This window comes from Streptomyces rhizoryzae (assembly GCF_023155275.1).
GTDB lineage: Bacteria > Actinomycetota > Actinomycetes > Streptomycetales > Streptomycetaceae > Streptomyces > Streptomyces rhizoryzae.
Map to the genome: position 1 here is coordinate 40,161 of NZ_JALMUV010000014.1, position 12,594 is coordinate 52,754.

Below are 12,594 nucleotides of genomic sequence, written 5' to 3' on the forward strand. Positions count from 1 at the left end.
ACGCGCCGGACACCCGCCCGCGGTGCGCCCGGCCCGGTCGGCGGCCCTTGGTGCAAATGGCTGCAATGCGGGCCGGGGCCGATGCCCGACCCATGGACCAGGCCGTTTGGACGTGTATGTTCCGGGGCCGAGAGCCATGGAAGGGACCAATCCGGTGAACAAGAAGCTTGTGGCTGCCCTGTCCGGCGGTGCCGCACTCCTGCTCGGGCTGACCGGTTGCAGCAGCGACAACACGGAGAAGCTCGACAACTGGGCGAAGTCGTTCTGCGACCCCGCGCAGGCTCCGTTCAAGCAGATCCAGGACGCCAACGCGGCCATGCAGACGGCCGACAGCGGCAACACGGACTCCAAGAAGGTCCAGCAGACCGACTCCGCGGCCTTCCAGAAGATTTCCGACGCGTACGCGCAACTGGCCAAGTCCCTGGACAAGGCGGGCCCGCCGCCGGGCGAGGGCGGCGACCAGGCCCAGAAGAACGCCGTCAAGGAGCTCAACTCCCTCTCCGCGGGCTACCAGGACCTCAAGAAGCAGGTCAACGGCCTGGACACCTCGGACAAGCTGAAGTTCGCGGACGGGCTGCGCAACCTCTCCAACGGCATCAACAAGCTCAACGCCAAGAGCGAGGCGGCCTTCAAGAAGCTGGAGGCCGGCGACGTCGGCAAGGCGATGGCCCGGCAGAAGGGCTGCCAGAACCAGGGCGGCTCGGCGGGGCCGACGGCGGCGCCCTCCAAGAGCGCGTAGCGCGGCGGGCCGGCACCGGCCCGGCCGCGGGCGGCGGCCCGGCGACGCGCCCGGACGGGGCGCGGCGCCGGGCCGTCGGCGATTGTCGGTGGCAGGACCGACAATGGTGGGGTGACGACGCACCTCCCCACCGCAGATGCCCAGGACCCCGAGAGCAGCGCCCGGACGAGCCGGCTGCGCGCGGCGCTGCTGGCCGCCGCCTTCACCGCCGACGGTCTGCTGGACCTGCTCGGGGCGCCCGCGTACGCCGCGCTGGCCCGCAGCGAGACCGTGCCGGCGCTGCGTGCGACCCGGGGCGGCGGGCCCCTGGAGACGCTGGTGCGGCTGTTCCTGCTCCAGCGGCCGGTGCCCGAGGCGCGGGCCGCGGCGGTGCTCCCGGTGGCGGACTGCCTCGCCGACGGCTGGCTGGTGCGGGACGGCGACGAGCTGCGCGCCACGGTGGACGTGCGGCCGTACGGCGGCCCGGACGGGCAGGACTGGTGGATCGTCTCCGACCTGGGCTGCGCGGTCGGCGGCGCGGGCGGGATCCGGGGCGCGGCGGGGGTGGACCGCGCGCAGCTGGTGCTCGGGGTTGGCGGGGCGTCCACCACGCTCGCCGGGATCACCGCGCGCCGCCCGGTCGGCCGGGCGCTCGACCTGGGGACGGGCTCCGGCGTCCAGGCGCTGCACGCCGCCCAGCACGCCACCCGGGTCACCGCCACCGACCTCAACCCCCGGGCGCTGCGGATCGCGGCGCTGACGCTGGCGCTCTCCGGGGCCGGTCCGGCGGAGCTGCGCGAGGGCTCGCTCTTCGAGCCGGTCGGCGAGGAGACCTACGACCTGATCGTGTCCAACCCGCCGTTCGTGATCTCCCCGGGCGCGCGGCTGACCTACCGGGACGGCGGGATGGGCGGCGACGACCTGTGCCGCACCCTCGTCCAGCAGGCCGCCGCCCACCTCAACGACGGCGGGTACTGCCAGCTGCTGGCCAACTGGCAGCACGTGGCGGGCGAGGACTGGCAGGACCGGCTGCGCTCCTGGGTGCCGCGGGGCTGCGACGCCTGGATCGTCCAGCGCGAGGTGCAGGACGTCACCCAGTACGCCGAGCTGTGGCTGCGCGACGGCGGCGACCACCGCGCCGCCCCCGAGGAGTACGCGGCGCGCTACGACGCCTGGCTGGACGAGTTCGAGGCGCGCAGGACCAAGGCCGTCGGCTTCGGCTGGATCACCCTGCGCAAGTCCGGCGCCGAGTCCCCGTCGGTCACCATCGAGGAGTGGCCGCACCCGGTCGAGCAGCCGCTGGGCGAGGCGGTGCTGCGCCACTTCGAGCGGCAGGACTACCTCCGGGCCACCGATGACGCGGCGCTGCTGGCCGGGCGGTTCCGGCTGGCCGGCGAGGTGGTGCAGGAGCAGGTCGGGCTGCCCGGCGCGGAGGACCCCGAGCACGTGGTGCTCCGGCAGAACCGCGGGATGCGCCGGGCCACCAAGGTGGACACGGTCGGCGCCGGGTTCGCCGGGGTCTGCGACGGCTCGCTGCCCGCCGGGCGGATCCTGGACGCCATCGCCCAGCTCGTCGGCGAGGACCCGGTGCTGCTGCGGGACCGCACGCCCGCGTCGATCCGGATGCTGATCGAGCAGGGGTTCCTGGAGCCGGTGGACTGAGAGCGGGGCGCGGCCGCACGGGGCGGGGCCGCGGCGGTGCGGTGGGGCGGGCCAACTGGCCGTCCGGATAAGGACGTTCAGTTTCAGCCAGTTTCGGTGATTTCGGCGATCTGGGCGGAGAAGGGGGAACCGTCGCCCCCTGGGGCCCGTGTTCCTGAACGAAGGTCACCACAGGCTCATTGGCCCATCAGTGAGGAATCCGACATGAACCGTGCAGTTCGCTACGCCGCCGTCGGGATGGTCACCGCCGCCCTGCTCGCCGGGGGTTCGGCCGCCGCCTTCGCCGCGCCGCAGCCCGTCCACACCGCCGCCCCGGTCGTGGCCACCGCGCCCGCGGCGGCCACGCTGACCGCCAAGGCCAGTGCGACGACGGTCAAGGCGTGGCAGGAATTCCGGATCACCGGCGCCGCCAAGGGCATCAAGCCGGGCACCAAGGTCACGGTCCAGCAGAAGCAGGGCGCCACGTGGGTGTCGCTGCCCGCGCAGGCGCCGGTCAACACCAGCGGGAACTACGCGGTCCGGGTCAAGCTCGGCATCAAGGGCGTCAACCAGCTGCGGATCGCGGCCGGCGGCACGCTCTCCCCGGTGGTGCAGGTCACCGTCCGCTGACGCGCGGCCGCCCGCGGTCAGCCGACGAGGTTGCGGGCGACCATCCACACCGCGGCGATGCCGAGCACCACGGCATTGCCGCGGTGCGTCAGCCGCAGCGGCCGGTGCCGGCCGCGCAGTCCGGCGGCCAGCCAGCGCGCCAGGGCCCAGGCGGCGGCGGGCACGCCGAGGACGAGCAGCACCGCGTTGTCGTGGCAGGCCGTCACGAGGTCGCCGTGCATCAGGTCGTACGCCATCCGGGTGCCGCCGCAGAACGGGCAGAGCAGCCCGGTCATCAGGCGGAAGGGGCACGGGATCAGCAGCTGGCCGGGGCGGTGCGGATCGGTGTGCCAGAGGTAGACGGCGCCGAGCGCGCCGATGCCGAGCGCGAGGCCGGCCCGGCGCAGGGTGCGCCGGCGCACGGCCGCGGCGTCGGCGGGGGCCGCCGGCCCGCCCGGCGGCAGGGGCCGGCCGGGCGGTGCCGGATCGGCGGGACCCCGGGGCTCCTCGGGGGTCACACGCTCAGCGACCTGGCGTAGTTGACCTGGTTCAGCACGTACATCACCTGCTCGCGGGACTGCACGGGGATCATCGCGGAGTGGTGCCGGCCGCCGCTGTTGACCGTGACCTGCACGAAGCCGGTGGTGGTGCGCTCCTTCATCAGCAGGAACAGCAGCCCCAGGAGACAGAAGAGGAAGAAGACGATGGCCAGCACGATGGCGTGCGCGGGGATCTTCTCCTCCGTGCGCGACATGTCGGTGGCCGTCCAGACCGCGCCCCGGAGCGGCATCGGGCCGGCCGGGGTCATGATCGTGTCGCCGCTGACCGCGATGTCGCCGAGCGACAGGGCCACCCCGCCGGGAGGCGGCGCCTGGCCCGCGAAACCACCGGCCGGCGGGGCCTGGCCCGCGAAGCCGCCGGGCGGGGGCGGCGGCGGGGTGCCGGGCGGGAAACCGGGCGGCGGCGGGGCGGCGTGCGGGTAGCCGTAGCCGGGCTCGCCGGGGCTGCCGCCCTGCGGGTAGCCGTAGCCGGCTTCGGCGGGCCGGCCGCCCTCCGGGGCGGCGTACGGGTTCTGGCCCGGCTGGCCGGGCGGCTGTTCCGGGGGCGGTCCGGGGTACTGGTTCGCCATGGGTGAGGTTCCCCCCGAGAGTGCGTGATGACGGCGGCTGACGGCTCCTGCGCGAGCCGTGCCGCGACCATCCTGCCAGTCCGATCACCCGACGTATCACGGTCCTGACGGCAAACCCGACGGCACAAGAGAGCCGCCTTGTGAGCGCCGCCGCACCGGCGCGCCCGGGGGCGGCCGGGGAAGCGGCCACGGGGTGGTTACTCTGCGGCATCGGGGCGGGCCGCGCCGGGTGGCCGGCGTCCCGCCGCGCCGGTGCGGCGGGACGCCGCTGCCGAGATCCACTCGGGCCGGCGCCGGGCCGGAGGGAAGCGGCCGGGGCGGCCGGGGCGGCACGAAGGCATGTAGTCGGGTTACCGTTCGAGTGGCGTTGCGGGGTTTTTCCGTTTGACACGGGGGCGGGAGGTACCGTCACACTCCGCAGCGTCAAGCGTCACCGCAGTGCGCCCCGGGCGTCCGGCCCAGGAGCCATTCCCAGCGTCGACCGGAGAGAAGAGCCAAGTTGTCCCCGACCAGCGAGACCGCAGAGGGCGGCGGCCGCCGACTCGTCATCGTCGAGTCGCCTGCCAAGGCGAAGACGATCAAGGGCTACCTCGGCCCCGGCTACGTGGTCGAGGCCAGCGTCGGGCACATCCGCGACCTCCCCAACGGCGCGGCCGAGGTCCCGGCGAAGTACAAGGGCGAGTCGTGGGCCCGGCTCGGCGTGAACGTCGATGCCGACTTCCAGCCGATCTACGTCGTCAACAGCGACAAGAAGGACCAGGTCAAGAAGCTCAAGTCGCTCCTGGCCGAGTCCGACGAACTCTTCCTGGCCACCGATGAGGACCGCGAGGGCGAGGCCATCGCGTGGCACCTCCAGGAGATCCTCAAGCCGAAGGTCCCGGTCCACCGGATGGTCTTCCACGAGATCACCAAGGACGCCATCCGCGAGGCCGTGGCCAACCCCCGCGACCTGAACAAGAAGCTGGTCGACGCCCAGGAGACCCGCCGCATCCTCGACCGCCTCTACGGCTACGAGGTCTCCCCGGTGCTGTGGAAGAAGGTCATGCCCCGGCTGTCCGCCGGCCGGGTGCAGTCCGTGGCGACCCGGCTCGTGGTCGAGCGGGAGCGCGAGCGCATCGCGTTCCGCTCCGCCGAGTACTGGGACCTGACCGGCACCTTCTCCACCGGCCGGACCGGTGACGCCAGCGACCCCTCGGCGCTGACCGCCCGGCTGGCCACCGTCGACGGCCGCCGGGTCGCGCAGGGCCGCGACTTCGGGGCGAACGGGCGGCTGAAGAACCCCGAGGTGCTGCACCTGGACGAGGCGAACGCGCGGGCGCTGGCCGCGGCGCTGGAGCGGACCGCGTTCGCGGTGCGCTCGGTGGAGTCCAAGCCGTACCGCCGCTCGCCGTACGCGCCGTTCCGGACGACCACCCTCCAGCAGGAGGCCAGCCGCAAGCTCGGCTTCGGCGCCAAGGCGACCATGCAGATCGCCCAGAAGCTGTACGAGAACGGCTTCATCACCTACATGCGTACGGACTCCACCACGCTCTCGGACACCGCGATCGCCGCGGCCCGGGCGCAGGTGACGCAGCTGTACGGCGCCGGGTACCTCCCCGACAAGCCGCGCACGTACGCCGGCAAGGTCAAGAACGCCCAGGAGGCGCACGAGGCGATCCGCCCGTCCGGCGACCGCTTCCGCACGCCGGCCGAGACCGGTCTGACCGGCGACCAGTTCCGGCTCTACGAGCTGATCTGGAAGCGGACCGTCGCCTCCCAGATGAAGGACGCGACCGGGAACTCCGTCACCGTCAAGATCGGCGGGCAGGCCGCGGACGGGCGGGACACCGAGTTCAGCGCGTCCGGCAAGACCATCACCTTCCACGGCTTCCTCAAGGCGTACGTCGAGGGCGCCGACGACCCGAACGCCGAGCTGGACGACCGCGAGCGCCGGCTGCCGCAGGTCGCCCAGGGCGACGCGCTGGCCGCCGAGGAGATCACCGCCGACGGCCACGCCACCAAGCCGCCCGCCCGCTACACCGAGGCCACGCTGGTCAAGGAGCTGGAGGAGCGGGAGATCGGCCGCCCGTCGACGTACGCGTCGATCATCGGCACGATCCTGGACCGCGGCTACGTCTTCAAGAAGGGCACCGCGCTGGTCCCGTCCTTCCTGTCGTTCGCCGTGGTCAACCTCCTGGAGAAGCACTTCGGCCGGCTGGTCGACTACGACTTCACCGCCAAGATGGAGGACGACCTGGACCGCATCGCGCGCGGTGAGGCCCAGGCCGTGCCGTGGCTGCGGCGCTTCTACTTCGGCGAGGGCGCAGGCGCCGGCGAGGGCGGTGCCGCGGACGCCGGGAACGGCGACGGCGACCACCTCGGCGGCCTGAAGGAGCTGGTCACGGACCTGGGCGCGATCGACGCCCGGGAGATCTCCTCGTTCCCGGTCGGCAGCGGCATCACCCTGCGGGTCGGCCGCTACGGCCCGTACGTCGAGCGCGGCGAGAAGGACGAGGAGGGCCACCAGCGGGCCGACGTCCCCGACGACCTGGCGCCCGACGAGCTGACCGTGGAGTACGCCGAGGAGCTGCTGGCCAAGCCGAGCGGCGACTACGAACTGGGCATGGACCCGGCGACCGGGCACCAGATCGTTGCCAAGGACGGCCGCTACGGCCCGTACGTCACCGAGGTGCTGCCCGAGGGCACCCCGAAGACCGGCAAGAACGCGGTCAAGCCGCGCACCGCCTCGCTGTTCAAGTCGATGTCCCTGGACACCGTGACCCTGGAGGACGCGCTCCAGCTGATGTCGCTGCCCCGGGTCGTGGGCACCGACCCCGAGGGTGTGGAGATCACCGCGCAGAACGGCCGCTACGGGCCGTACCTGAAGAAGGGCACCGACTCGCGTTCCCTGGAGCGCGAGGAGCAGCTCTTCACGATCACCCTGGACGAGGCGCTGGCGATCTACGCGCAGCCCAAGCAGCGCGGCCGGGCCGCCGCCAAGCCGCCGCTGAAGGAGCTGGGCACCGACCCGGTCAGCGGCAAGCCGGTGGTGGTCAAGGACGGCCGGTTCGGGGCGTACGTCACCGACGGCGAGACCAACGCGACGCTGCGGCGGGACGACGACGTCGAGACGCTCACCCCCGAGCGCGGCTACGAGCTGCTGGCGGAGAAGCGCGCCAAGGGGCCGGCGAAGAAGACCGCCAAGAAGGCGCCGGCGAAGAAGACGGCGGCGAAGAAGACCGCCGCCAAGAAGACCGCGGCGAAGAAGACGGCGGCCGCCAAGACCGCCACGAAGACGGCCGCGAAGAAGACGACCGCGAAGAAGACCGCGGCCACCGCGGCGGCGAAGAAGACCGCCGCGCCGGCCGAGGACTGAGCCAGGGGGGCGGGCCGGGCGGATCCGATCCGTCCGGTCCGCCCCGCACACTCCCGTTACCCGTCCATTTGTTCGGGTGGGCGCCCGGTGGAGTGTCCCGTCCCGATAGGCTGGCGGGATGACGCGTGCCGAGCAGCCAACGGTCGTGACCCCCACATCTGACGCCCTCGCAGCCGATTCCCGCGAGCGTGCGGTACGGGCCCTGCTCCGCTTCCCCCCGCTGAAGCGACTGTGGAGCGCCCAGTTCGTCGGGGGTGTCGGCGATGCCCTGTCCTTGCTTGTCCTGGTCCTGCTCGCCCTCCAGGCGGCGCTGCACGTGCCGCTGGGCGGACAGGCCGCCTTCGGCGGCGGTTACCGCGGCGCGGCCCTCGCGGTCACCGCGGTCTTCGGCGTACGGATGCTGGCGACCCTCCTCTTCGGGGCCGTCCTGCTGGGACCGCTCTCCGCGCTGACCGCGCCCGGCGGGCCGCTGGACCGCCGCTGGACGATGATCGCCGCGGACGGCGTCCGGCTCGCCCTGCTGGTCGTCGCGCCCCTGTGGATCGACTGGACGCCCGGCCACGCGCTGGCCTGGCTGCTGGTGACGGTCTTCGTCACCGGTGTCGCCGAGCGCCTGTGGACCGTCGCCCGGGAGAGCGCCGCGCCGGCCCTGCTGCCCGCGCCGCCCCCGGAGGGCGCCGCCGTCCGGCCGCTGCCCGACAACCTCGACGCGCTGCGCCGGCTGTCGCTGCGCACCGGCTTCCTCGCGCTGCCGTCGGCGGCCGCCGCCCTGCTGGTGTGCGCGCTGGTCGGGAAGCTGCTGGGGACCGGTATCGAATGGTTCCACCTGCACCAGGCGGCGCTGGGGTCGTACCTCGCGGCGGGCCTGTTCGCCGCGTCCGTCTCGATCCTCTACTTCCTGGAACTGCCCGGCGGGCCGACGCCGCGGCCGCGCTCCCCGCTGGAGGGACTGCGCCGCCCGAAGGCCGCGGCCCCGGACGGGGGCGCGGGCGACGGCCCCGACAAGGGCCGCACCGGCGCGATCCCGCTGCTGGTCCTGGCCTGCGCCGCGGTGGCCGCCGCGATCTCCGCGGCCGCCTCGCTCGCCGTCCTGCACGCCGTCGACCTGCACGCCGGGCCGGCCGCCTACGCCCTGCTGGTGCTCGCCCTGACCGGCGGCACCGCGCTGGGCATCCGGGGCGCCCGCACGGTGCTGCCCGGTCTGTCCCGGCGCCGGCTGCTGGCCCTGGCGATCGCCGCCACCGGGCTGCTGCTGCTGGCCATGGGCCTGGTGCCGGACACCACGACGGTGCTGCTGCTCGCGCTGCTGGCCGGGCTCACCGCCGGGATCGCCGCCCACACCGGGCACGCCCTGCTGGACCAGGAGACCGAGCCGTCCCGCACCGCCCGGACCACCGAGCACCTCCAGGCCGTCGTGCGGCTCGCGATCGCGCTGGCCGCCATCGTCGCGCCCCTGCTGGCCGGGGTCATCGGCCCGCACCACGTCGGCAGCGGCGCCTTCGTCCTGGCGCACGGCGGCGCCGCGTACGCGCTGATGCTGGTGGGTGCGCTGCTGCTGCCGGTCGCCGCCTGGGTGCTGGGCAAGACCGACGACCGGCACGGCGTCCCGCTCCGGCACGACCTGCGGGAGGCGGTGCGCGGCGGCGACCCGGCGCAGGAGACCGGCACCGCCGGCTTCTTCATCGCCCTGGAGGGCGGCGACGGCGCCGGAAAGTCCACCCAGGTCGAGGCGCTCGCGGAGTGGATCCGCGGCAAGGGCCACGAGGTCGTGGTGACCCGGGAGCCGGGCGCCACCGCCATCGGCAAGCGGCTGCGCTCGATCATCCTGGACGTCTCCACGTCCGGGCTCTCGGACCGCGCCGAGGCGCTGATGTTCGCCGCCGACCGGGCCGACCACGTCGACAGCGTCATCCGGCCCGCCCTGGAGCGCGGCGCGGTCGTGATCACCGACCGGTACGTCGACTCCTCCGTCGCCTACCAGGGCGCCGGGCGCAACCTCGCGCCCACGGAGATCGCCCGGATCAACCGCTGGGCGACCGGCGGCCTGGTCCCGCACCTGACCGTCCTGCTGGACATCGCCCCGGAGACCGCCCGCGAGCGCTTCACCGAGGCGCCCGACCGGATGGAGTCCGAGCCCGCGGAGTTCCACCAGCGGGTCCGGGCCGGCTTCCTCGCGCTGGCCGCCGCCGACCCCGCGCGCTATCTGGTCGTCGACGCCGGCCAGGAGCCGGAGGCCGTCACCACCGTCCTCCGGCACCGGCTCGACCAGGTCCTCCCGCTGTCCGAGGCCGAGATCAAGGCCCGGGACGAGGCCCGCCGGGCGGCCGAGGAGGAAGCCCGCCGCAAGGCCGAGGAGGAGGCCGCGCGCAAGGCCGAGGAGGAGCGCCTGGAGCGGGAGCGCCAGGAGCAGCTCGCCAAGCTGCGCGCCGAGGAGGAGGAGCGCAAGCGCCGGGAGGCCGAGGAGGCCAAGGCCCGGGAGGAGGCCCGGCAGGCCGAGGAGGCCCGCCGGCGCGCCGAGGAGGCCCGCAAGGCGGCCGAGGAGGAGCGTCTGCGCCGGGAGGCGGAGGAGCAGGCCCGGCTGGCCGAGCGGGAGCGGCTGCGCAAGCTCCACGAGGAGCAGGCGCGGCTGCGCCAGGAGGCCGAGGAGCGCCGCCTGGAGAAGCAGCGCAAGGCCGAGGAGGCGCTGCTCCGCGCCGAGCGGGCGCGGGTCGAGGCGGCCCGGGCGGCGGCCGAGGCCGAGGCGCGGTCCCGTGCGGAGGCGGCCGCGTCGGCCGACGCGCCGACGGCGGAGACGGACGTCACGCAGCTGCGGAAGCGGATCGCGGGGGAGGACGACGGGGGCGCCGGGTCGGGGGCTGCTGCCGCCGGGGGCGGTTCCGGGTCCGCTGAGCCGGGTTCCGGTTCCGGTTCCGGGACGACCGGTGGTGGGGCTTCCGGTTCGGGACGCTCCGGTTCCGGGGGCGACCCGGACAGCGAGCGGACCGCGGCGCTCCCGCGGCCCGAGCCGCAGGACGGTTACGGGCCCTCGGACGAGACCGCGGTGCTGCCGTCCGTCCGGGAGGACGACCCGGCGGACCGGGTGCCGCCGTGGATGTTCGCCCTGGAGCACGGCCGGGACGGTGCGGCCGGTGCGGCCGAGGGCGGCGTCGAGCGGACCCGCGAGCTGCCGCAGATCGACCCGGAGACCGGCCGCCCCGCCGAGCCTCCGCAAAGCGGCCGCCCGCGCCCGGAGTGGGCGGAGGAGACGCCGCTGGACGACCTGCCGACGCTGGCCGACGAACTCCTCGGCCCGCACCGGGACGACGAGGACGCCGACCGGGGCACGGGCCGCGACGGCCGCCGGGGCCGCCGGGGCTGACCGGACGGGAGACGGCCGTGGCCGCGGCGCGCGCTGGTGCGCGCGCCGGGGGCACGGCCGTTTCGTGTTTTTGGGGGCGGCCACGGCCGGTGGGTGGTCGTGGCCGTTCCCCCGCGTCCGGCGCGCTGCCGGGCGGTCGTGTCCGTTCCGCCTCCGCGGGGCCTGGGGCGGCGGGCGGCCACGGGAGTGCCGTGGCTCCTCCCCGGTCCCCGAGCACCCCGGCCCGTGGCCCGCGGGTGCCGGGGCCGGTTGTCAGTGGGGTGCACCACAATGGGGGGAGCACGGGGGTCGCGGCGGACGCGGCGGGGCGGCCCGAGCGGCATGCAGTACGTGCGCGGTGCCCGTCCCCGGGCGGGCCGGCCGCGCGAGATTTCTGGAACGGACAGGACGGCAGCAGCGATGGCGGTATGGGACGACGTGGTCGGCCAGGACCGGGTGACGGCGCAGCTCGCCGCGGCCGCCCGCGATGCGGACGCCCTCGTGACGGCCGGGAGCGCCGGGCAGGCGGCCGCCGCCGGCGCGCCGCAGGAGCCGGGGGCGGAGCGGGGCGGCGCCGGCCAGATGACCCATGCCTGGCTGTTCACCGGCCCGCCCGGGTCCGGCCGGGCCACCGCGGCCCGCGCGTTCGCCGCCGCCCTCCAGTGCGTCAGCCCGGACCGCGCGCTCGGCGGCGGCCCCGGCTGCGGATTCTGCGACGGCTGCCACACCACGCTCGTCGGCACCCACGCCGACGTCGAGATCGTCCGCACCGACCTGCTCTCCATCGGCGTCAAGGAGACCCGCGAGCTGGTGCGCCGGGCCTCGCTCTCCCCGGCCGGCGGCCGCTGGCAGGTGATCGTCCTGGAGGACGCCGACCGCCTCACCGAGGGCGCCGGGAACGTCCTCCTCAAGGCCGTCGAGGAGCCCGCGCCCCGTACGGTCTGGCTGCTCTGCGCCCCCTCCATCGAGGACGTCCTGCCCACCATCCGCTCCCGCTGCCGCCACCTCTCGCTGCGGACGCCGCCGGTCGAGGCGGTCGCCGAGGTCCTGGTGCGGCGGGACGGCATCGAGCCGGAGGCCGCCGGCCGGGCCGCCCGCGCCACCCAGGGCCACATCGACCGCGCCCGCCGCCTGGCCACCGACGAGCGGGCCCGGGCCCGCCGCGCCGCCGTCCTCAAGCTCCCGCTGCGCGTCGACGACATCGGCGGCTGCCTGAAGGCCGCCCAGGAGCTCATCGACGCCGCTGGCGAGGACGCCAAGCAGGTCGCCGAGGAGGTCGACGCCAAGGAGACCGAGGAGCTGCGCGCCGCCCTCGGTGCCGCGGCCGGCACCGGCGGCCGGCTGCCCCGGGGCACCGCGGGCGCGATGAAGGAGCTCCAGGACAGGCAGAAGCGCCGCGCCACCCGTACCCAGCGCGACAGCCTCGACCTCGCCCTGGTGGACCTCACCGGCTTCTACCGCGACGTCCTCGCCGTCCAGCTGGGAGCCACCGTCCCGCTCGCCAACGACGAGGTCCGCGACAGCGTCCAGCGGATCGCCGGCGCCTCCACCCCCGAGCGCACCCTGCGCCGCATAGAAGCGGTGATCGCCTGCCGGGAGGCCCTGGAGCGCAATGTCGCCCCGCTGCTCGCCGTCGAGGCCATGACGGCCGCGCTCCGCGCCGGCTGACCGCCGCCGCGGCCCGCCCCGGCCCGCCGATCACCGCGCACACCTGGTCCACATCCGGATACGCTCCGTGGGTAAGCCGTCACCGGCAGCCGGGATCAGCGCCGGCGGCCGGAGCCGGGGCCGAGCCGGAGCCGCAC

8 protein-coding genes are annotated in these 12,594 nt (G+C 75.1%); 6 read left to right on the plus strand and 2 right to left on the minus strand.

Features of this window, described 5'->3' with window-relative positions; translation table 11 throughout:
• Nucleotides 1-154: 154 nt before the first annotated feature.
• From MUU72_RS13860 to MUU72_RS13870, 3 genes are all read left to right on the plus strand, one after another.
• Nucleotides 155-739 (plus strand): small secreted protein, encoded by a 585-nt coding sequence (locus MUU72_RS13860; protein WP_248013522.1) that lies wholly within the window; start codon nt 155-157, stop codon nt 737-739.
• 111 nt (nt 740-850) lie between these two features.
• Entirely contained in the window at nt 851-2,380 is a 1,530-nt protein-coding gene (locus MUU72_RS13865; protein ID WP_248013523.1) for a DUF7059 domain-containing protein, read from the plus strand.
• A gap of 204 nt (nt 2,381-2,584) precedes the next feature.
• The gene (locus tag MUU72_RS13870) at nt 2,585-2,989 is read left to right on the plus strand and encodes a hypothetical protein (RefSeq protein WP_248013524.1); all 405 of its coding nucleotides are present in this window, start codon (nt 2,585-2,587) and stop codon (nt 2,987-2,989) included.
• Between the two features lie 17 nt (nt 2,990-3,006).
• Here the strand turns inward: MUU72_RS13870 and MUU72_RS13875 are convergent, their stop codons facing one another.
• Together MUU72_RS13875 and MUU72_RS13880 are read right to left on the minus strand one after the other, a co-directional pair.
• Nucleotides 3,007-3,486 (minus strand): DUF2752 domain-containing protein, encoded by a 480-nt coding sequence (locus MUU72_RS13875; protein WP_248013525.1) that lies wholly within the window; start codon nt 3,484-3,486, stop codon nt 3,007-3,009.
• Nucleotides 3,483-4,097 (minus strand): hypothetical protein, encoded by a 615-nt coding sequence (locus MUU72_RS13880; protein ID WP_248013526.1) that lies wholly within the window; start codon nt 4,095-4,097, stop codon nt 3,483-3,485. The genes MUU72_RS13875 and MUU72_RS13880 overlap by 4 nt, the downstream gene beginning before the upstream one ends.
• Before the next feature lie 499 nt (nt 4,098-4,596).
• Between MUU72_RS13880 and topA the strand changes: the two genes are divergently transcribed.
• From topA to MUU72_RS13895, 3 genes are all read left to right on the plus strand, one after another.
• Entirely contained in the window at nt 4,597-7,452 is a 2,856-nt protein-coding gene (gene topA / locus MUU72_RS13885) for a type I DNA topoisomerase (RefSeq protein ID WP_248013527.1), read from the plus strand.
• A 118-nt stretch (nt 7,453-7,570) separates the two neighbouring features.
• The gene (tmk, locus tag MUU72_RS13890) at nt 7,571-10,810 is read left to right on the plus strand and encodes a dTMP kinase (protein WP_248013528.1); all 3,240 of its coding nucleotides are present in this window, start codon (nt 7,571-7,573) and stop codon (nt 10,808-10,810) included.
• A gap of 399 nt (nt 10,811-11,209) precedes the next feature.
• Nucleotides 11,210-12,457 carry a DNA polymerase III subunit delta' gene (locus MUU72_RS13895; protein ID WP_248013529.1) on the plus strand — a complete coding sequence of 416 codons (1,248 nt, stop codon included), beginning with the start codon at nt 11,210-11,212 and terminating at the stop codon, nt 12,455-12,457.
• The last annotated feature ends 137 nt before the right edge of the window (nt 12,458-12,594 follow it).